The 19,617-nt window shown below is 63.8% G+C and carries 19 protein-coding genes; 7 read left to right on the top strand and 12 right to left on the bottom strand.

What is annotated here, in order from left to right; all coding sequences use genetic code 11:
- Window positions 1-9: 9 nt before the first annotated feature.
- The 7 genes from K289_RS0103820 to K289_RS0103790 all read right to left on the bottom strand — a co-directional run bounded on the left by K289_RS0103820 (window position 10) and on the right by K289_RS0103790 (window position 7,434).
- Window positions 10-1,161: a Gfo/Idh/MocA family protein gene (locus tag K289_RS0103820; RefSeq protein ID WP_027550262.1), complete on the bottom strand. Its 1,152-nt coding sequence runs from the start codon at window positions 1,159-1,161 to the stop codon at window positions 10-12.
- Complete coding sequence (locus K289_RS0103815; RefSeq protein WP_027550261.1) at window positions 1,158-2,555, bottom strand: hypothetical protein; 1,398 nt, start codon at window positions 2,553-2,555, stop codon at window positions 1,158-1,160. The genes K289_RS0103820 and K289_RS0103815 overlap by 4 nt, the downstream gene beginning before the upstream one ends.
- Before the next feature lie 4 nt (window positions 2,556-2,559).
- Window positions 2,560-3,408 carry an ABC transporter ATP-binding protein gene (locus K289_RS0103810; RefSeq protein ID WP_027550260.1) on the bottom strand — a complete coding sequence of 283 codons (849 nt, stop codon included), beginning with the start codon at window positions 3,406-3,408 and terminating at the stop codon, window positions 2,560-2,562.
- Window positions 3,405-4,397 carry an ABC transporter substrate-binding protein gene (locus tag K289_RS0103805; RefSeq protein WP_027550259.1) on the bottom strand — a complete coding sequence of 331 codons (993 nt, stop codon included), beginning with the start codon at window positions 4,395-4,397 and terminating at the stop codon, window positions 3,405-3,407. Before K289_RS0103805 ends, K289_RS0103810 begins: the two co-directional genes overlap by 4 nt.
- A gap of 137 nt (window positions 4,398-4,534) precedes the next feature.
- Window positions 4,535-5,344, bottom strand: a complete 810-nt coding sequence (locus K289_RS0103800; protein ID WP_027550258.1) for an ABC transporter permease — start codon at window positions 5,342-5,344, stop codon at window positions 4,535-4,537.
- Between the two features lie 311 nt (window positions 5,345-5,655).
- The gene (locus K289_RS0103795) at window positions 5,656-6,363 is read right to left on the bottom strand and encodes a TetR/AcrR family transcriptional regulator (protein WP_198024656.1); all 708 of its coding nucleotides are present in this window, start codon (window positions 6,361-6,363) and stop codon (window positions 5,656-5,658) included.
- 222 nt (window positions 6,364-6,585) lie between these two features.
- The gene (locus K289_RS0103790) at window positions 6,586-7,434 is read right to left on the bottom strand and encodes a VOC family protein (RefSeq protein ID WP_027550256.1); all 849 of its coding nucleotides are present in this window, start codon (window positions 7,432-7,434) and stop codon (window positions 6,586-6,588) included.
- Between K289_RS0103790 and K289_RS50160 the strand changes: the two genes are divergently transcribed.
- The 3 genes from K289_RS50160 to K289_RS0103780 are packed head-to-tail and all read left to right on the top strand — an operon-like array spanning window position 7,414 to window position 9,480.
- Window positions 7,414-7,590, top strand: a complete 177-nt coding sequence (locus tag K289_RS50160) for a hypothetical protein (protein ID WP_156917783.1) — start codon at window positions 7,414-7,416, stop codon at window positions 7,588-7,590. The two genes, K289_RS0103790 and K289_RS50160, sit on opposite strands and share 21 nt — an antisense overlap.
- 60 nt (window positions 7,591-7,650) lie before the next feature.
- Window positions 7,651-8,544, top strand: a complete 894-nt coding sequence (locus K289_RS0103785) for a sugar kinase (protein ID WP_027550255.1) — start codon at window positions 7,651-7,653, stop codon at window positions 8,542-8,544.
- A gap of 18 nt (window positions 8,545-8,562) precedes the next feature.
- Window positions 8,563-9,480, top strand: coding sequence for a ribokinase (locus tag K289_RS0103780; protein WP_027550254.1), 918 nt, complete (start codon window positions 8,563-8,565; stop codon window positions 9,478-9,480).
- On the opposite strand, the gene K289_RS0103775 is transcribed toward K289_RS0103780, so the two are convergent.
- Window positions 9,481-10,701: an NAD(P)/FAD-dependent oxidoreductase gene (locus tag K289_RS0103775; protein WP_027550253.1), complete on the bottom strand. Its 1,221-nt coding sequence runs from the start codon at window positions 10,699-10,701 to the stop codon at window positions 9,481-9,483.
- Between the two features lie 249 nt (window positions 10,702-10,950).
- Between K289_RS0103775 and K289_RS0103770 the strand changes: the two genes are divergently transcribed.
- Complete coding sequence (locus K289_RS0103770; protein WP_027550252.1) at window positions 10,951-11,745, top strand: enoyl-CoA hydratase/isomerase family protein; 795 nt, start codon at window positions 10,951-10,953, stop codon at window positions 11,743-11,745.
- A gap of 9 nt (window positions 11,746-11,754) precedes the next feature.
- Here the strand turns inward: K289_RS0103770 and K289_RS0103765 are convergent, their stop codons facing one another.
- From K289_RS0103765 to K289_RS0103750, 4 genes are all read right to left on the bottom strand, one after another.
- Window positions 11,755-13,095: a TRAP transporter large permease gene (locus tag K289_RS0103765; RefSeq protein ID WP_027550251.1), complete on the bottom strand. Its 1,341-nt coding sequence runs from the start codon at window positions 13,093-13,095 to the stop codon at window positions 11,755-11,757.
- A complete protein-coding gene (locus K289_RS0103760) occupies window positions 13,092-13,676 on the bottom strand; it encodes a TRAP transporter small permease (protein ID WP_027550250.1) in 585 nt (194 codons plus the stop codon). The genes K289_RS0103765 and K289_RS0103760 overlap by 4 nt, the downstream gene beginning before the upstream one ends.
- 127 nt (window positions 13,677-13,803) lie before the next feature.
- A complete protein-coding gene (locus tag K289_RS0103755; RefSeq protein WP_027550249.1) occupies window positions 13,804-14,799 on the bottom strand; it encodes a TRAP transporter substrate-binding protein in 996 nt (331 codons plus the stop codon).
- Between the two features lie 76 nt (window positions 14,800-14,875).
- Complete coding sequence (locus K289_RS0103750) at window positions 14,876-16,579, bottom strand: IlvD/Edd family dehydratase (RefSeq protein ID WP_027550248.1); 1,704 nt, start codon at window positions 16,577-16,579, stop codon at window positions 14,876-14,878.
- A 187-nt stretch (window positions 16,580-16,766) separates the two neighbouring features.
- Here K289_RS0103750 and K289_RS0103745 point away from each other — a divergent pair, with 187 nt between their 5' ends.
- The 3 genes from K289_RS0103745 (at window position 16,767) to K289_RS0103735 (ending at window position 19,439) form a co-directional block, all read left to right on the top strand.
- On the top strand, window positions 16,767-17,453 hold the full coding sequence (locus tag K289_RS0103745) for a GntR family transcriptional regulator (RefSeq protein WP_027550247.1): 687 nt from the start codon (window positions 16,767-16,769) through the stop codon (window positions 17,451-17,453).
- 382 nt (window positions 17,454-17,835) lie between these two features.
- A complete protein-coding gene (locus K289_RS0103740) occupies window positions 17,836-18,828 on the top strand; it encodes a TAXI family TRAP transporter solute-binding subunit (protein WP_245283841.1) in 993 nt (330 codons plus the stop codon).
- A 20-nt stretch (window positions 18,829-18,848) separates the two neighbouring features.
- Complete coding sequence (locus K289_RS0103735; protein WP_027550245.1) at window positions 18,849-19,439, top strand: hypothetical protein; 591 nt, start codon at window positions 18,849-18,851, stop codon at window positions 19,437-19,439.
- Window positions 19,440-19,617 lie beyond the last annotated feature (178 nt).

Here is a 19,617-nt window from a genome sequence, read left to right as displayed (position 1 = left end):
TCGGCCTCCTCAGACCTTGACCGGCGCGACGTCGACCCAGCGCCGCTCCTTCCAGCTCTTCAGCGCGCATTCGGCGAGCTGCACGCCCTTGGCGCCTTCGAGCAGCGTAAACTTGTACGGCGCGTCTTCATAGACATGGCGGATGAACATCTCCCACTGCTCCTTGAAGCCGTTGTCGTAGGTGACATTGTCCGGCAGCTTCTGCCAATCGCCGTAGAAATCGTGCAGCCGCTTCTCGTCGGGATTCCAGACCGGACGGGGCGTCGCCTGCCGCGCCTGGATCATGCAGTCGGAAAGGCCCGCAACGGCCGAGCCGAGCGTGCCGTCGACCTGAAAGGTGACGAGGTCGTCGCGATAGACGCGCGTCACCCAGGACATGTTGATGTGGGCGATGATACCGCCCTTGAGCTGGAACGTCGCATAGGCGGAATCGTCGGCGGTCGCCTTGTACTTTTCCCCCTGCTCATCAAAGCGCTCGGGAATGTCGGTGTTGCCGATGCAGACCACGCTCTCGACGTCGCCGAAAAGGTTGTCGAGCACGTAGCGCCAGTGGCAGACCATGTCGAGAATGATGCCGCCGCCGTCCTCGCTGCGGTAGTTCCATGATGGCCGCTGCGCCTCCTGCCAGCCGCCCTCGAACACCCAATAGCCGAACTCGCCGCGCACCGAGAGGATGCGGCCGAAGAAGCCGGAGTCGCGCAGGAAGGCGATCTTCTTCAGGCCGGGCAGGAACAGCTTGTCCTGCACCGTGCCGTGCTTGACGCCCTTGGCGTTGGCGAGTTTGACCACCTCGACAGCCTCTTCGAAGTTGGTCGCAATCGGCTTCTCGCAATAGACGTGCTTGCCGGCGTTGATCGCGCGGGACAGAAGGCCGGGCCGCGCCTGCGTGGTCGCGGCGTCGAAGAACATGGTGTCGTTCTTGTCCGCGAGCGCGGCATCGAGGTCCGTGGTCCAGCGCGTAATGTTGAACTGCCTGGCCAGCCGCTCGACCTTGTCGGCGCTGCGGCCGACCAGGATCGGATCGGGCATCACGCGATCGCCGTTCTTCAGCCTGACGCCCCCCTGGTCGCGGATCGCGACGATCGAGCGGATCAGATGCTGGTTGAGCCCCATGCGGCCGGTGATGCCGTTCATGATGAGGCCGAGGCGTTGTGTGGTCATGCCAATTGCTCCTGACGTGATTTTGGCTGTTCGAGCGGGCGTAGCGCCGACCAGTCCGGATGGACCGACGTCGCAAAGCCCGTTGCGGTCAGCGATCCCGTGAGGAGATCGCCGTCGTGAATGGAGAGCCGGACGCCTTGCCCGCTGTCGGCGTAGAGATCGGGATGGGCCTTTGCGAAGGCCTGAGCTTCAGCGGCAGGCGCCTCACCGAAGCCGTCGACATAATGATGGCCGTTGCGCTCGGCATGCGTGACGCCGATCAGGGCGCCCAGCGCGAGGTCCTGCTGCACGGCAAGTCCGGCCTGGCAGGTCAGGTCCTCGCCGGTCACGAAGAACGTCTCTCCGCCAACACTCCACTTTGCGGCGCGCGTCGCGTTGACGACGGACTTGTAGAGCCCCTTGCAGGATTTCGAGGAAATGCCGCGATAGCCGAGCGCTCGCGCGGCCGGAAACGCGTCATAGGAATCGTCGGCCTCATCGATGATGAAGCCACGCGCCGCGAGCGACCCGAGCGGCGACTGCCGCGTGATATCGCGCAGCATCGGCTGCTCAACATAGAGCAGGCGCGATGAGATCGATCGCAGTGCGACGTCACGATCGAGCCGGTCGATCAGTGCACGCAGCGCGGCCAGATCGGCGTACTGCTCGTTCGCGTCGAGCGTCACCTTGTAGTCATGCCCCAGCGTATCGAGCTCCTTGCCGATGCGCGCCAACCTTGCCGCATCGGCCATTGGGTCGCCCGACAGCTTCAGCTTGAAATACCGCGCACCGGCATTCTCCCGGGCGTCGGCGACACCGCCCTCGCCTTCGACAATGTCGTCGAGACCTACGGTGTGACGGACCGCGACGCGCGGCAGCGGCGTCCGCTTCGCAAGAAACTGCGCGATGTCGGAGTCCTGCAGATCAGACGACAAGCGCGCATCGATACCGGCGACGTTGCCCGCCATGCCGTCGAAGAAATTCGTATCAGCGGCGCGCAGCAATGCATCGAGAATGGCCTTGTCGATCTCGGCTGGCCCATAGCCGGCCGCGAGCGGCGGGATGTTCTCCTGCGTGCAGGCGACGACCTGCGCACCGATGCAGGCAGCATGCAGCCCGAAGGCGGTGTCAAAGCCGGTCTGCGCCAGATAGAGATCACGTGCGATCGCAAGTGAACGCCGGAGCCCGTCGACCGTCTGCACCGGCGACAGCTCCGGCCGCTTGTCGAACCACTTTGGCACCAGCAGCTCGGCGCTGGCGCCGATCGCAACGCCCTTGCCCTCGACCTCGATCTCGACCCCCACGAAGAGCTGCGGGGTCGCGTGGATCGTGATGGCGCCGAAGCGGAACGGCCGTGCGAAACGCACGGGCCGTTCAAAGAACGCGATGTCTCGCAGCTTCAGGCGCACAGGCATGGCTCTAGTCCAGCGAACCCTGCGAGAAAAAATGCTTGCGGATGCGCTGCACGAGCTCGGTGAAGACCGGGTCGGCCATCACGTCGAGCGAGCGCGGGCGCGGCAGCGGCACATCGTAGATCGCGGCGACCGCACCGGGCCGCTCGGTCATGACCAGCACGCGGTCGGCGAGGAACACGGCCTCCGGAATCGAGTGCGTGATGAGGAGCACCGTCTTCTTCGTTTCACGCTGGATCCGCATCAGCTCGACATTCATGCGCTCGCGCGTCAGCGCGTCCAGCGCGCCGAAGGGCTCATCCATCAGCATGATCTTGGGATCGTGCACCAGTGCGCGGCAGATCGAGGCGCGCTGCTGCATGCCGCCGGAGAGCTGCCAGGGCAACTTCTTCTCGAACCCTTCGAGACCGACCAGCTTCAAGAGCTCCTTGGCTCGGGCGAGATATTCGGCCCGCGGCAGCCGCTTCATGTCGATCGGCAGCATCACGTTTGAGATGATGTTGCGCCAGGGCAGAAGCAGCGCATTCTGAAAGACGATGCCGACATTGCCGTGCGGCGTCGTCACCTTCTCGCCCTCGACCAGGATCTCGCCGGTGGTCGGCGGCAACAGGCCGGAGATCAGCTTGAGCAGCGTGGACTTGCCGCAGCCGGAGGGGCCGACCACGACGAAGAACTCGCCGTCATTGATGTGAAAATCCAGCGGCCGCAGCGACGGCACATCGCCGTCGCGCGTCCGATAGGTTTTCGACACGCCGGACAGCTTGATGCCCGACGCTTCGCTCCCCGCCCGGTCGCTCACCAGTCTCAGATGCGCGGCCGGTTGCAAGTCATCACTCGGTCTTGTCGCTGGTTTCACGAGTTGCCCTTCGGCAGGTAATCGTTGGTGTAGAAGGCCTTCGGGTTCTCCTTGGCCTTGGCATCGAGCCCGCCATATTCGACCATCAGATTGACGGAGTCGGTCATGTTCTGGTCGGTGACCTGGAACGGCCGCTTGCTCTTGGTCTCCGCCGTCCGGTAGAGCGGGATGGTCAGCTCAAAACCCTGCGTCAGCGTGTCGATCTTGCCGCCCTTCGGGTTGGCATCGAGGATCGACTGCGCCGCCGCTTTCGGCTCCTTCTCGGCGGCTTCCACCGCCTTCGTCGTCGCCGACATGAAGCGGCGGACGAGATCGGCATTGGCCTTCACATAGTCGGAATTGGCGATGATGCCCGACGACACCATGTTGATGCCGTAGTCGGCGAACTTGATCGGATAGACGTCCTTGCCGGTGGCATCCTTGATCTTCATCGACTGGTCCATGACGTAGCCGAGCAGGAGATCGGCCTGGCCGTTGATGACGGCGTTGAGCTTGGTCTGGCCGTCGCCGGCGACGGTGTGGAAGTCGCTCTCCTTCAGCCCGGTTTTCTTCAGGAACAGCGGCCAGATCTGGGTCATGGAGTCGGCGGGCGTGATCGCCACCGTTCTGCCCTTGATATCCTCGGGCTTCTTGATGTTCTTGTCGGCGAAGCCCATGGCGGACATCGGGCTGGTCTGGAGCAACACGCCAGTCGCGATCACCGGCGCGCCCTTGATCGCGGCGCGCATCATGGTGGGAACGTCGACATAGCCGAAGTCGGCGGTCTTGGCGGCAACGGCCTGCGTGGTCGCGGCAGAGCCGCGGCCTTCCTGGATCTCGAGGTCGATGCCCTCGGCCGCATAGATGCCCTTGGCCTTGCCGTAATAGAACGGCGCGTGCTCGCCATAGACGTACCAGTTCAGCATCAGCACGACCCTGTCGGCCGCCTGCGCCGGCACAACCGAAAGCGCCATCAGCGCCGCCGAGACAGCTCCTATCCACCGCTTCATCGCTACTCTCTCCGTTGTGCTTGTTGCTTTCGGCCGTTGGTGACCGTTCGTTGCTTTAGTTTTTGTTTGAGCATGATCTTATCGGAAAACCGCTGCACACTTTGCGCTGACGCGGCCCTCCGGGTCCGGATCATGCTCTAAGAGGCGAAAATCACGTCCTCGCGCTGGCTGACATGCCAGGGAATGACCAGCTTCTCGATGCGATCCACGATCCAGAACAGAATGACGCCGAGCAGCGCCAGGATCACGAGGGCCGCGAACATCGTCGGCAGATCGAACGTTCCGATCGAGCGCTGCATCACGTAGCCGATGCCGGAATTGGAGCCGACGAACTCGCCGACGACGGCGCCGACCACGGCGAGCGTCACCGACACCTTGAGTCCCGAGAAGATCGCCGGCAGCGCATGCGGCAGGTTCACCGCGCAGAACACCTGCAACCGGCTGCCCTGCATGGCGCGGGCGAGATCGACCATGTCGGGATCGACCGACTTGAAGCCCTGCACGGCCGAGACCACCACGGGGAAGAACCCGAGCAGGAAGGCCGAGATCACCTTCGGCAGGATGCCGAAGCCGAACCAGACCACGAACAGCGGCGCGATCGCGATCTTCGGCACGGATTGAGAGAATACCAGCAGCGGATAGACGTAGCTCTCCACCGTCTTGGACCCCGCGATCAGCATCGCCACGGGAATGCCGAACAATGCGGAGAGCACGAAGCCCCAAATGGTCGCGTAGGTGGTGGGCCAGGACTGGCGCAGCAGCTCGGGCCAATCGGTGCGCAGTACGGCCACGACGTCGGCCGGGGCCGGAATCTGATAGGCGGGGATCTTGAACAGCCGGATCGCGAGGTCCCAGGCCACGACGATGAAGACCAGGAACAAGAGCGGCCGCACCCAGGCCGCATTCAGCATCTTGGACACCGCACCTTGCGGCTTCGGCTCAGCCACGTCTCACTCCCGGCGTTCTTTTTCGTTCGGGCGAGAAATTAACCCGTTGGATAAATACTGTCCAGCGCTTTCCCTGTGACGTTTTGCGCGATGGTTCCTAGCCTTCAAAACTCGAGTTGGCGGTGAGGTAGCGGGCCGTCGTGCCACATCTTCGGTGTCATCCCCCGCGAAAGCGGGGGATCCAGTACGCCGCGGCTTCTCCGTACCTCCTCAGCGTCTCTGGAATACTGGATCGCCCGATCAAGTCTGGCGACGACAACTGAGATTGCGGAAACGGCAGACAATCGGTCCGCCAGTACGCGGCTACACCGCTAAGCCGTCTGCGCCACGGCGGCGCGCGACTTCGGCGCCTTGACGATCTCGAGCAGCTCCGCCGACCGGCCCGTCAGCGCGGCCAGAACGAGGCCGACCATGTGGGCAAGCCGCTCATCCTTGGCGTCCTTGGCGAGCAGGTCGCGGCCGAAGATCACGCTCAGGGTGGCGGAGTTCGAGAGATAGAAGAAGCACAGCCCCGCGATCGAGATGTACAATTGCACCGGATCGACCGCGACCTGGAAGTCTCCGCTGTCGACGCCGCGCCGGACCACGGTGCGGATCATCTCGACGAAGGGCGAATGCATCGACTTGACCTTGGTCGAGCGCTTCAGGTGCTTCGCCCGCGCGAGGTTCTCGGTCTGGAGCAGCGACAGGAATTCAGGATTGCGCAGAAAATAGTTCCAAGTGAATTCGATCAGACGTTGGATCGCCTCGGGCGGATCGAGATGTTCGAGATCGAGCCCCCGTTCCTCGCTGCGGATCTTGTCGTAGGCGCCTTCGAGCACCGCGAGATAGAGATCGTCCTTGTTGCCGACATGGTAATAGAGCATGCGCTTGTTGGCGCCGGCCTTGGCTGCGATGCGGTCGACACGCGCGCCGGCAAGCCCGTGGGCCGAAAACTCCTGCTTGGCAGCCTCGAGGATGCGCAGCCGCATCCCTTCGGGATCACGCTGCCATTTCAGATTTCGCTTTGCCTTTGCCAAGCCGGTTGCTCGCTGGGTGCTCTCACGACGTCATGTAACACGCGCGCGACGGTTTGAGAATGAAGGATGACAGCCTCTCCGGGGCGGGCGCGAGCCCGGAATCCATCGTGCGGCAGGGTGAGTGGACGAATGGATTCTGGGCTCGTCGCTCCGCGACGCCCCGGAATGACGAAGAAGAGAGGCATTTCGCTGCGCTCGCAATGACGAATGGAGAGACCGGCATCACTCCGCCGGCTTCGGCGAGCGCTCCAGCAGGATTGTCTGGATCCCGCAGGTGCCGTTCCTGACCGTCATCACCCGCGTGCCGGGCTTGCGGCCGTTGCGCACCTCGCTGACATCGAGACCGGCCGAGATCAGGCGGGTGCGCGTGGCCTCGATGTCGGCCACCCGCCAGCTCAGGCCCCATAGCCTGTCGTGCATCAAATCGCCGCCGGCGACCGGCCGCCGCACCACCTCGACGACGAGGTCACCGCAGCGGAAGAACATCAGTTGGCCCCAGTCATGGTGCGAGCGGTCGAGTGCCAGATCGAGGCCGAGCCGCGCGCCGTAGAGCGCGGCGGCACGTTCGGAGTCCTCGGTTGCGACCACGACGTGATCGAGCGCATCGATCGGGACGACGTCGGTCGCCGCGGACAGCCGACGCTCCTCGGCGAGTTCGAGGAAGAACATGCGCACGCCGCGCGTCAGCTCGGTCGCGGCGCGCGTGCGTTTCCAGTGCATGGCCGCACCGGTGTCGGCGTCGCTGCTTTCGACCTCGGCGACCGGATCCGGCCTCAAGGCCACCCGCTCGAGTCGCCGATGCATCTTGCCGATGTCGGCGACACGAAAGCACAGGCTTGCGAGCACCCCTTCGCGGTCTTCCAGCAAAGCGCGCATGCGATCGGCGGTCACGTTGGAGCCGCTCGGCGCCATCAACTCGATCGTCATGTTGGCAAGCGTGAACAGCACCCGATCGGCGCTATCGCCGGAATTTTGCCAGGCCGGCGCCCGTCCCAGCAGCGTCTGATATGCCGCCTTGGCCGCACCGATGTCCTTGACCAGAGCGACGACGTGATCGAGGCCGGTGATCATTTTTCCTCCCATTCGACGCGCCTGGAACTGGACATCAATCCGGCGCTCCGGCTTTGCTTGGGCATTGCGTTGGCCCTGTCATGGTCGTATTCCGGCCCAAAGCTCACCTCAAGCGCTTCGGGCGGCGGCTTTGCGAATAATTTCGGCGTCCCCTGAGCGGAACCGGTGCTAAAGTAGGCCGCCGGCCGGGACCACCCAGCGCACTACGGACAAGCAATGCAGGCCCTCTTTATCGGACAGACCTATATCGACGTCGTCTTCATCACGGACCACATGCCGACCGGCGACGAGAAGCACGTGGCCTCGGACTACGCCGTCTCCTTCGGCGGCAACGCGGTCACGGCGGCGTTCTGCTGCGCCAAGCTCGGCATCGTGCCGGACCTGATCGCCACCGTCGCCAATGACTGGCTGGGGCGCATGTTCCAGGACATGTGCGCGAAGTATGCGATCTCGCTGCACGGCCGCAAGGTGAATACGTCCTCGCTCTCCTTCATCATGCCCAAGGACGGCAAGCGCGCCATCGTCCGCTGCCGCGACGACTCCCACATCCACCCCTTCCCGATCCTCAATCTCGGCAATTGCCGCGCGCTGCATATCGACGGCCACCAGCCCGACGCCGCGATCCATTACGCGAAAGTCTGCCGCGAGGCCGGCATCCTGACCTCGCTCGACGGCGGCGGTCTGCGCACCAACACGCACGAGCTCCTGGAATTCATCGACGTCGCGATCGTCGCCGAGCGGTTGTGCGAGCAGATGGACCTGACGCCGGAGCAGATGCTGGACTACCTGAAGAGCCGCGGCTGCCGGATCGGCGGCGTCACCATGGGCGAGAAGGGCCTGCTCTGGTACAACGAGACCGGTACGGTCGAGACCATGCCGGCGATGCCGATCCCGCGCGAGCGCGTGCTCGACACCAATGGCGCCGGCGACGTCTTCCACGGCGCCTATATCTATTCCTACCTCGCCCATCCCGGCAAAACCTGGCGTGAGCATTTCGACTTCGCTCGCGCGGCCTCGACCTTCAAGATCCAGCGCCTCGGCAACGAGGCCGGCTTGCCGACCCTTGTCGACATCGCCAAGGTCAGGCACGAGTTCGAGGTCAGGGTCTAGACGTCACTGGAGTCTCGCATGGGGCGCGTCTTCGTCGCCGGCAGCATCAACATGGATGTGGTGGCGACGGCCGATCGCCACCCCAGGATCGGCGAGACCGTCGCTGGCCGGCAGGTGCTGTATTTCCCCGGCGGCAAGGGCGCCAATCAGGCGGTCGCGGCATCGCGGCTGGGCGCACGGACGACGCTGATCGGCCGGCTCGGGAAGGACTCCTTCGGGACGGAGCTGAAGGCCTTTCTTGGCGATCAGGGCATCGATCTCGGCTATGTCAGTGAGACCTCAACAGCGCATACCGGCACGGCCATCATCACGGTGGCGGAGGCCGACAACACGATCGTCGTCATTCCCGGCACCAACGCGCTGGTCGGCGCGGACGATGTGAGCGTCGTGCCGCTGCTGCGGGGCGACGTCGCCGTCAGCCAGTTCGAGATCCCCTTACCGACGATTGCCGCGTTCTTCCGAAGGGCACGGTCCGCTCAGGCGACCACGCTGCTGAATCCGGCACCGGCGCAAACCTTCGGCCGCGACCTGCTTGAACTCGTCGATATCCTCGTGCTCAACGAGACCGAGCTCGGCTATCTCGCCGGCGTCGACTTGTCGGAAGACGACGAGCCGGCGCGCATGATGGACGTCGCGCGGCGGCTGCGAGCGCGCGAGGACCAGACGATCTGCGTGACGCTCGGCAAGCGCGGCGTACTGGCGCTTGCCGGGCGCGAAGAGATCGCCGTGCCGGGCCGCGTGGTGAAGGCGGTCGATACGACCGGCGCCGGCGACTGCTTCGTCGGCGCGCTCGCAGCGCAACTCGCCGATGGCGCCACCTTGCCAACAGCCCTCACATTCGCCAACGCGGCCGCCTCGATCTCGGTGCAGCGCATGGGCGCGGGTCCCTCGATGCCCACGGCGACAGAAGTTGCCGCCATCGTCAACGCCGGCTGATCACGCCAGCGCGCTCTTCAGGTCGAAGCTTTCATCCGCGGCCTTCTCAGGCGCGAGCGAGCGATCCATGCCGAGCAGGCGGCGGCCGAACATGTGATCGCCGGCGCGGTTGATGGACTCGATGCCGAGCAGCTTGTCGCCCTTGTAGCAGAACGCCGAGAACGCCTTCCCGGCGGGGTCGCCACGCAGCACGACGCGGTCGTAGCCGGTCGTGAGCCCCGCGATCTGCAGCTTGTCGTCGCCCTGGTCGCTCCAGAACCAGGGATGGCCATCGTAGAGTTTGCTGTCGCCCGTGAGCCGCGCCGCCACGCAGCGGGCGTGATCGGTGGCGTTCTGCACCGACTCGAGCCGCAGCGATCCGCCGAAGCGCGGGCTCGCGAACAGCGCGCAATCGCCGATCGCGGAAATATTGGGATCGGACGTCAGCAGATGTTCGTCGACGATGATGCCGGAGGCGACCGGCAGCCCTGCCTCCGCCGCGAGCTCGATATTCGGCAGCACGCCGACACCAACCACGACGAGATCCGCCGGCAAGTGGCGACCGTCGCTGAGGCTGACGCCAGTGACCTTGCCACCCTCCGCCTCGATGCTGGTTGCCTGCACACCGAGGTGAATGCGGATGCCGGCTTCACGGTGCCGCGCCTGAAAATAGTCCGAGACCTCCGCCGTCACCGCGCGCGCCATCACACGCGGGGCAAGCTCGATCACGTCGACCTCCAGCCCCTTGATCCGCGCAGTGGAGGCGAATTCGAGGCCGATGAAGCCCGCGCCGATGATCACGGCGCGCGTCTTCGACGGCATGATCTTTCGCAGCGCCTCGCTCTCGTCGAGGATCCGCAGATATTTCACGTCGGGCAGATTCGCGTTCGGCAGATCCAGCATCCGGTTGCGCGCCCCCGTGGCCAGCACGAGGTGGCCGTAGTCAAGCATTTCGCCCGACGCGAGCAGGACCGTGCGTTTCGCGCGATCGATCGACACTGCGCGGCCCGCGATCAGCTCGATCTTCTGGTCGTGGTAGAATTTTTCCGGCCGGAACATCAGGCTCTCCGGACCGGCGGAGCCCTTGATATAGGCCTTGGACAGAGGCGGCCGCTGATAGGGCAGATGGGCCTCGTCGTTGATCAGGCAAACGCGGTCGGAGAAACCCGCCTGACGCAGGGATGCCGCGGCCTGGTAGCCGCCATGGCCCGCACCGACAATGATCACCGGACCTTCAGTCATTGGAACAGCCCTCTTCCCAAGACACGAGCGTTAGCCATGTCGTCTCCTCAATCGTTGATTTTGGCTTGCTGGCCTCGCCCGGAGGAGCCGGCGCTCGTGTCCGTCCCTAAACGAAGGCAGCCCCATTTGACCCCATCGTTCCGGCTTGCGCAAGAGCGCCAGCCTGGCATGCAAGCGCCATGACCGGGATTGTCACCCCTCGCCTTCTGAGATTTAGTTGCACCAACGACCTCCTGCCGGGGATTTCCGATGTCAGCTCCCGTCTCCAGTCCCGATGATACCGCCCTGCTGCGGATCGACGGCCCGATCGCCACCATCACGCTCAACCGTCCCGCCGCGTTCAACTCGATCAACCTTGCGATTGCGCAGAAGCTCGAGCAGCTCGCGGCGTACATCGAAGGTGCGGACGAGATCAGGGTCGTCATCCTCGAAGGCGAAGGCCGCGCCTTCTGCGCCGGCGGCGATCTGCAGACAATCGGCGCCGCCGCCGAAGCCAACACGGTGACGCCAGTCGTCGGCGAACTGCTGAAGCATTACCACACCTTCATCGAGACCATTCGACGCATGCCAAAACTGTCGCTGTCGAGCGTCCACGGTTCGGCTGCCGGCGCCGGGATGGGCCTCGCCTTCGTCACCGACCTCTGCATTGCCGCGGAGGATGCCCGCTTCACGCCGGCCTATGCCAAGATCGGGGTGTCGCCCGATGGCGGCAGCACGGTCGGCATCGTCGGCACGGTCGGATCGCGCCGCGCCCTGCAGATTTTCCTGTCCGAGGACAGTTTTACCGCGCAGCAGGCCCATGAATGGGGCCTTATCGCCAAAGTGGTTCCCGCGACCGAGCTTAAGGCGGCCACGCGGCAGCTTGCCGAGCGCCTGGCGCAGAACCCGCCGGCAGCGATCGCCGGCACCAAGTCGCTGGTCTACCAGGCTGCCACCACGCCGGTGAAGCAGCAGCTCGACGCCGAGGAACACAAGATCATCATGGCGATGAACACCGAGGAATTTCGCGTCGCCGTGAAGAAGTTTACGAGCAAGGGCAAGTAGCCGCCGGACTCACTGCGGACAGATGTAGCCTGTGCCTGCCGGCGACTTGAAGCAGCCGACCGATTCCGGCAGCACGTGCCGCGGCAGCCACAGCACCACGCTGGGGAAGTAGATCGCGAACGCAATGGTCGCGAAGAACACGACATAGATCGGCAGCGCCGCGCGCAGCGCCTTGGCGAAACTGATGCCGACGAATTTCGACGCCATCAGCAGCACGAGCCCGTAGGGCGGCGTGATCAGGCCGAACGCGAGCGTGGCGATCAGCACCACGCCCATATGCACGCCGTTGATGTCGCCGGCTTCCGTCAGCGCGTTGACCAACGGCATGAAGATGATGATGGTCGGCACCGGCTCGATGAAGTCGCCGACCACGGTGAACAACAGCACCATCAACAGCATGATCAGATGCGGATCATTCCCGGCGATGGACGTGATCCATTCCGCGATGTAGTTTGCGCCGCGCAGATAGGCGAGCATCCAGCCGAAGGCGTTGGCCGCGCCGATCGTGATCAGCGGCAGCGAGAAGATCAGGCCGGCAAGGCAGAAATCGTAGGGGATCTTCTTGAAGTGCCCGCGATTGAGCGCGGGGATCACGACCAGGATGATCCAGGCCACCGCGACGACGCCGGCCTCCGTCGGTGTGAACCAGCCGGTCAGGATGCCGCCGAGCAGGATCACCGGGATCATCAGCGGCAAGGCCGCATCGCCGGCGGCGAACACCACCTGCCGGAGCGGCGCGCGCGGCTTGCGCAGGCCCGAGGGCCCGAAGAAATAGCAGTAGATCATCAGTCCGAAGCCGATCATCAGGCCCGGCACCACGCCGGCCATGAACAGGCCGGCGATCGAGACGTTGCCGACGGCGCCATAGACCACGGCGGTGATGCTCGGTGGCACCAGCGCCGCGATGGTCGAGGCCGACGCAATGATCGCAGCAATGAAGGCAGGCTCATAGCCCTCGCGCTTCATCGGGCCGCCCAACGCGCGGCTCATCACGGCGACGTCGGCCGTCGTCGAGCCCGACATCTCCGAGAAGAACATGCTGAAGACGACAACGACCTGCGACAGGCCGCCCCTGATGTGTCCGACCAGCGACACCGACAGGTTCGCGATCCGCACCACCACATTTGCCGAGCTCATGAGCTCGCCGACCAGCAAAAAGAACGGGATTGCCAGCAGCGCCTCGGAGTCCACGCCGTCGAAGATCTTCTGGATGATCGCGGCGAGCGAGACGTCCGAGAAGATCGCGCCGATGAACACGCCGGCCATCAGCGAGAACGGCACGGGCACGCCGAGATAGCCGAAGAACAGGAAGCAGAACGACATCAACGCCAGGACGATTGGTGCGCTCACGGCCGCGCCCTCGTTTGTGCGTCCGTCGCGGCCGCGGAATGCGTTTCATCCTCGTCCGGTGGTTCGGGATGATCAAAACCGTTGCGCAGGCCGTTGACGAGTTGTTCGATGGTGAACAGGCCGATCAGGACGCCCGACAGCGGAATGATGGCATAGAGCGAGGCGATCGGCGTGCCCGACGGCAGGCGGAAACTGCCGAAGCCGCGGAGATAGTTCTGATAGCCGTACCAGATCAGGCAGAAGGCGACGCCGAGAACGACGATGCGAATGATGACCTCCACGATCAGCCGCGGCGTGCCGTGCATCGCCTCGGAAATCGCGGTGAGATAAAGGTGGTCGTTGCGCCGCGTCGCGGCTGCCGTGCCGATGAAGATCGCATAGATGAACAGCGTCGAAGTGACTTCCTGGAGCCACAGCCAGGGATGGCCGATCGTGCGCGTGACGATGTCGGCGGTCACCGACAGCGAGAATCCGAAGCACAACGTACCGCAGAGAAGCATCAGCGCGAGCTCGAGCCAGTCGAGCGCACGCCATTTGAGGTGACGCTGCCGTCTCAAGACCAGTTTGTCGGCGATGGCCATGCTACGAGCGCTCCGCAATTCCTTGTCCGGTTCTCGTCATGGCCGGGCTTGTCCCGGCCATTCACGTTTGGGCCAGCCGGGAGGGAGAATGCCCGGGACAAGCCCGGGCATGACGGCTTTGCTGGGCCTAATTAATCGACCGGATCAGGTTCTTGATCTTCTCGGCGTGCGGGCCGAGCTCCTTGGCGAGCTTGTCGAGATAGGGGTCGGCGACCGCCGTAAAGCTCTTCTTGTCGACGTCTTGGACGATCTTGACGCCCATCTTCTTCAACTTCTCGGCCGCGCTCCGCTCGAGCTCGAATGCCTTTTGCGGCTCCTTGGTGCTGATCTCGTTGGCCGCCGTCTGCACCCACTGCTTCTGCTCGGCAGACAGGCTCTGCCAGAGCTTGTCGGAGACGAACACCAGCGCGTTGTTGGCCTCGTGCTCCGTGATGTTCAGAACCGGGGCGACCTCGTAGTGCTTGTTGACGAGGTAGACATTGATGCTGTTCTCGGCGACGTCGACCACACCGGTTTGCAGCGAGGTGTAGACGCTGCCGAACGGCATATGCACAGTCTGGGCGCCATAGGCCGGGAACATGGTGTCCTCGGTGGCGGTCGCCTGCACGCGGATTTTCAGCCCCTTGATGTCGCCGACATTGTGGATCTCCTTCTTGGAGTACATGTGGCGCACGCCCTGCGATCCCGTCGCGATCACATGCAGGCCCTGCGTGGTCTCGTCGATCATGGTCTTGAGCGCTTCGAACACCCGGGGATCGGCGAGCCCCTTGATCACGTGGTTCTCGTCGCGGAACAGGAAGTGCAGCGACATCACGCCCGCCTGCGGAGAGATCGTCGCGGTGTTGGCCGAAGAGATGATCGCGAACTCGATGTCGCCCGCCTTCACGAGTTGGAGAACCTGCGGCTCCTGGCCGAGCTGCGCGCCGGGATACTGATCGATGATCATCGTTCCCTTGCTCAATTCCTTGAGCTTGTCGGCGAAGAGGTCACCCGCGATGGAATAGCCGGTGTTGCGCGGCTGGTCATAGGCGAAGCGATAATGCTTCACCTCCTGCGCCCCGGCCCCAGTGACGAACAGGACGGCGGCCAAAGCCACCAACCCACGCATGGATCGTGCAATCATCGTTTCCCCCTGTTTTATCGCCCGCCGCTTTAGCGGTCTGAGCTACGTTTGTGGGTGCTTGGTCACCCCTTCCCAGTCACTTGCCAGTCCTCTGCATAAAATCGAAGTCGCAGCCCTCGTCGGCCTGCAGGATGGTCTCGTTGAACAGCCAGGCGTAGCCGCGCCGTGCCTCGTCCGGCGCAGCAGGCGCTTTCAAGGCAGCGCGGCGCCGTTCCAGCTCGGTCGCGTCGACCAGCAGCTCGATGCTGCGCTTGGCAACATCGAGCCGGATCATGTCGCCGTTTTTCACCAGCGCCAGCGGCCCACCCACAGCGGATTCAGGCGTGATGTGCAGCACGATGGTGCCAAACGCCGTGCCGCTCATGCGCGCATCCGAAATGCGCACCATGTCCTTGGTGCCGCCGCGCGCGAGCTTTTTCGGGATCGGCAGATAGCCGGCTTCGGGCATGCCGGGCGCACCCTTCGGGCCGGCATTGCGCAGCACCAGCACGTCGTCGGCGTTCACGTCGAGATCGGGATCGTCGACCCGCAGGGTCATGTCCTCGACGGATTCAAACACCACCGCCCGCCCCGTATGCTGCAGGAGCTTCGGGCTCGCCGCGGATTGCTTGATGACCGCGCCGCGCGGCGCGAGATTGCCGTGCAGGACGGCGAGGCCACCTTCCGGCTTGATCGGATTGTCGCGCGGGCGGATCGCGTCCTGACCGGGCACCTCTTCCGCATTCGCCACGACATCGCGCAGAGTCCGGCCCGTAATCGTCTTCGCGTCTAGATCGATGAGATCGCCGAGCTGCGCCAGCAGCTTCGGCACACCGCCGGCGTGATGGAAATGCTCCATATAATGCTCGCCGGACGGCTTGAGGTCGACCAGCACCGGCACCTCGCGGCCGAGCTTGTCGAAAGCATCGAGATCGAGCCGGTGCGGCGAGCGATGCGCCATCGCGGTCAGATGGATCAGGCCGTTGGTCGAGCCGCCGATCGCCTGAAGCACGACCTGCGCATTTTTGAAGGAGGCCGGCGTCAGCAGTTCACTCGGCTTCGGCCCCTTCGTCTTCGCCATCTCCGCGGCAATCTTGCCGCTGGCCTCTGCCAGCCGGAAGCGCTCGGCATGCGGCGCCGGGATCGTCGCGCTCATCGGCAGCGACAGGCCGAGCGCCTCGATCATGCAGGCCATGGTCGAGGCCGTGCCCATCACCATGCAGGTGCCGACCGACGGGGCGAGACGGCCGTTCACCGCCTCGATCTCGGCATCGTCGATGTCGCCGGCGCGATACTTGGCCCACAGCCTGCGACAGTCGGTGCAGGCACCCAGCACCTCGCCCTTGTGATGGCCGACCACCATCGGCCCCACCGGAATGACGACGGTGGGAAGATCGGCGCTGATCGCCGCCATCACCTGCGCAGGCAACGTCTTGTCGCAACCGCCGATGACGATCACCGCGTCCATCGGCTGGGCGCGGATCATCTCCTCGGTGTCCATCGCCATCAGATTGCGCAGATACATCGAGGTCGGATGCGCAAAACTCTCGGCGATCGAGATGGTCGGAAACACGAACGGCATCGCGCCCGACAGCATCACGCCACGCTTCGCGGCCTCGATGATCTGCGGCACGTTGCCATGACAGGGATTGTAATCACTATAAGTATTGGTGATGCCGACGATGGGACGCTCGAGCGCGTCGTCGGAATAGCCCATCGCCTTGATGAAGGCCTTGCGCAGGAACAGCGAGAAGCCGGCATCGCCATAGCTCGTCAGCCCTTTGCGCAAGCCACTCGTCATCATGCCACTCCATTCCGCACTTCGCATTGTCGTACAGCCTACCCCCCGATTGTCAATAAGAGAGGCGCCAGCGGCGGCAATTTCCGAGCTGAAGCCGCGTCGAACGCTCCAGATTATTGACAATCTGCATGTTCCCTGCTCCACAGGAGCGGCTGGACCGGAGCGCCCTGCCGGGAGGCTGGAAGGAATGCAGCACATTCGCACCGCTGATGCAGTGACGGTTCGGCGCGACGACCCGGACGATGTCGTCGCGCGGCTCGAGGAGGACATCATTTTCGGCCGCCTCGCGCCGGGCGCGCGCCTGACCGAGGACGCGCTGATGGCGCGCTACGGCACGTCGCGGCATTTCGTGCGCCAGGCCCTGGTGGAGGCGGAGCGGCGCGGCATCGTCCGTCGCGAGAAGAATGTCGGCGCCACCGTGCGGATCTACTCGGCCGAGGAAATCCGGCAGATCTACGAGGTCCGGGAGATGTTGACGCGGCAGGCCGCGCTGATGGTCCCCCTGCCCGCACCGCAAAGCCTGGTCGATACGCTCAGTGAATTGCAGCAGCAATACTGCGCCAGAGCGGAGTTGCAGGACCTGCGCGGCATTCACGAGACCAACGATGCCTTCCACGTCGCGCTGTTTGGCGCCTGCGGCAATCCCTATCTGGTGCGCTCGCTCCAGGACTACATGAACCTGACGCTGCCGATGCGCGCAAAAAATCTCGCCGACCGCGAGGGGCTGGCGCTGTCGAAGCGCCAGCACGAGATGATGATCGAGCTGTTGAAGGGCCGAGATAGCTGGGCCCTGGCCCAGCTCTGTGTCGATCACATGCAGTTCAGCAAGTCGGACTATCTCGCTCGCATCGCTAATGATGACGCCGGGCACTAGTTGGGCAAGTTCCTACCGCGGACGAGCCGTATACATCCGAGTCGGAACGTCGCTAGCCCGGGCGCGTTGGAAGGCTTGAGCGAGATCCGTTCACCCAGTCACACTTCGGACTTGGCTGGGTGACGATTTGTCGAAGCTTGTCACGCCCAAAGGAGGGCTGGCTACCGAACCGGTTTGAACAATGAGGGTCTGCGGAGCGATGCGGGCCGGTTTGTTCATCGCATTGATTGCAATGGCCTGGCTCGGCGGACAGGTCCAGGACTCCCCCGCGCAAACGCTACCATCCGCTTCTCAGGGAGAACCCGCGAAAGCTCCTCCGCGAAAAGAAAGCGTCCCCAGGAAAGAGACGGGACGATCTGCGGACCCATATACGGTGGGATTCGTGGCCGGCACGCCGCAATGCACTGAATTCGCGATAGCACAGGACATTGCTACCACGCTGGCCAGTGGCCAGGAGACGGGCCCTCATGGCGAAGTCGCACTGCGGGTCCTGCCAATCGTGGGAAACGGCGGCACCCGCAACGTCCTGGACGTACTGACCCTGGCAGGTGCCGACGTGGCGATCGCACCCGTTGTCCTGGTCGACCGGCTGCGGGAGGCAAAGACGTTCGGAGACATCTCTGACAAGCTTGCCTACATTGCCCCGCTCTATATCGAAGAGTTCCATCTCCTCGCGCGGCCGGAGATTGCAAGCCTCACGGATCTTGCGGGGAAGAGAGTCAATCTCGGCGAGGACGGCAGTGCCGGCGCTGTGCTTGGCCGCGAGGTGTTGAACCGTCTGGGCGTCAAGATCAGCGAATCCAACCTGGGACCGGACGCCGCGCTGGAGGAGATGCGGAAGGGAGACATCTCCGCTGCCCTGCTAGTCTCAGGAAAACCGGTCAGCTTCCTGGCACGCACCGGGCAAGCCGATGGTATTCACTTCCTGCCCATTCCCTATTCCAAGGAGCTGATGCAGCAAGACTACTTGCCATCGACGCTCCGTCACGAGGATTATCCAAATATCATCGGGGTCGATGCACCGGTCGACACGATCGCGATCAAATCCGCTCTCTACGCCTACAACTGGCCGGCTCGCAACGAGCGGTTTGGTCTGCTGGAATTGTTCGTCCAGACACTGTTCACGCGTTTTCCTGAATTTCTCGGCGATGCACATCATCCCAAATGGCGCGAGGTGAACCTAGCCGCGCTGCTGCCTGGCTGGCGACGATTTCGACCGGCAGAGCGATGGCTCCAGCAACAAACAGGCGGAGAAGCCGCGCTTCGCAAGGCGTTCGGCCGGTTCCTCGAAAGCCAGCCAGCCGCCAATCCGCCGGACCGCGAAGAATTGTTCCGGGAATTCCTGCGCTGGCGAGAACGCAATCCGGGCAGGTGAACGCAACTTGGGAGGTGTCGATGCGCAATGCGCTTGTGACCGTAGCCCTGGTTGTGCTGCTCGGGTTGATCGTCGACGGGAGGGGTCCGGTTGCCCAATTCGCTCCCTTCTCATCACCAACTCCGCAGACGCTAGCGCCGGCGACGGCGCCACCGGCCGATCAGGCCGAGAAAGCCAGGACAGCCAAGCACCGAGGCGGGAAAGCGCATAAGAAGCAGGAGCATAGGAAACAGGAAGAGAAGCACCAAGCGGTCCGCCCGCCTCCAAACCAGCGCAAGATCGCCGAAAAGAACGGATACAAGCGGGTCAGTGACCTCGTAAACTTCCCAAAGTTCTTTCCTGGCCTCGGCATCATCTTTGTCAAACCCGACACTTTGCCGCTGGGGCCGTTTTTGTGCTTCGATCGAAGGGATCGTCTGGTCGCGACCGTGTACATGGTCCCGATCCAGGACATCGACGACCACAAGTCATTGGAGGCGGCGGGGTCCTCGGGACCAGTTGACCACGTCAGCTTCTACTTCAACCCGGGTCACCCCGGCGTCGATGTGCCGCATTACCATGTGGTGCTCTGGCATGTGACCAAGAAACAGGAAGAGCGCGTTGCGAAATAATGAGCGACGGGTCATGCGATCACGCGGGCCCCGCTTGTCAGAGCACGTCACTGACGATCTGCGCGGCTTCTGGAGGGTGGCAGTAAAGGGCCCTTCAACTCTTTCTCAGCTTGCGGCTGCGAGGCGAGATCGAGGCGCGCCGCGGCGCATTTCGCCACGACGGGACCAACCGCTGGCG

This window comes from Bradyrhizobium sp. Cp5.3, assembly GCF_000426265.1.
Classification (GTDB): domain Bacteria; phylum Pseudomonadota; class Alphaproteobacteria; order Rhizobiales; family Xanthobacteraceae; genus Bradyrhizobium; species Bradyrhizobium neotropicale.
This window is presented reverse-complemented; position numbering and strand designations above follow the sequence as displayed.

Excerpts from the sequence above, each read along its gene's own strand:
- K289_RS0103805 (WP_027550259.1), bottom strand. The coding sequence starts at position 4,397 with ATGAAGCGGTGGATAGGAGCTGTCTCGGCGGCGCTGATGGCGCTTTCG.
- K289_RS0103770 (WP_027550252.1), top strand. The coding sequence starts at position 10,951 with ATGTCAGCTCCCGTCTCCAGTCCCGATGATACCGCCCTGCTGCGGATC.
- K289_RS0103760 (WP_027550250.1), bottom strand. The coding sequence starts at position 13,676 with ATGGCCATCGCCGACAAACTGGTCTTGAGACGGCAGCGTCACCTCAAA.
- K289_RS0103755 (WP_027550249.1), bottom strand. The coding sequence starts at position 14,799 with ATGATTGCACGATCCATGCGTGGGTTGGTGGCTTTGGCCGCCGTCCTG.
- K289_RS0103820 (WP_027550262.1), bottom strand. The coding sequence starts at position 1,161 with ATGACCACACAACGCCTCGGCCTCATCATGAACGGCATCACCGGCCGC.
- K289_RS0103785 (WP_027550255.1), top strand. The coding sequence starts at position 7,651 with ATGCAGGCCCTCTTTATCGGACAGACCTATATCGACGTCGTCTTCATC.
- K289_RS0103790 (WP_027550256.1), bottom strand. The coding sequence starts at position 7,434 with ATGATCACCGGCCTCGATCACGTCGTCGCTCTGGTCAAGGACATCGGT.
- K289_RS0103780 (WP_027550254.1), top strand. The coding sequence starts at position 8,563 with ATGGGGCGCGTCTTCGTCGCCGGCAGCATCAACATGGATGTGGTGGCG.
- K289_RS0103750 (WP_027550248.1), bottom strand. The coding sequence starts at position 16,579 with ATGACGAGTGGCTTGCGCAAAGGGCTGACGAGCTATGGCGATGCCGGC.
- K289_RS0103815 (WP_027550261.1), bottom strand. The coding sequence starts at position 2,555 with ATGCCTGTGCGCCTGAAGCTGCGAGACATCGCGTTCTTTGAACGGCCC.
- K289_RS0103735 (WP_027550245.1), top strand. The coding sequence starts at position 18,849 with ATGCGCAATGCGCTTGTGACCGTAGCCCTGGTTGTGCTGCTCGGGTTG.
- K289_RS0103775 (WP_027550253.1), bottom strand. The coding sequence starts at position 10,701 with ATGACTGAAGGTCCGGTGATCATTGTCGGTGCGGGCCATGGCGGCTAC.
- K289_RS0103745 (WP_027550247.1), top strand. The coding sequence starts at position 16,767 with ATGCAGCACATTCGCACCGCTGATGCAGTGACGGTTCGGCGCGACGAC.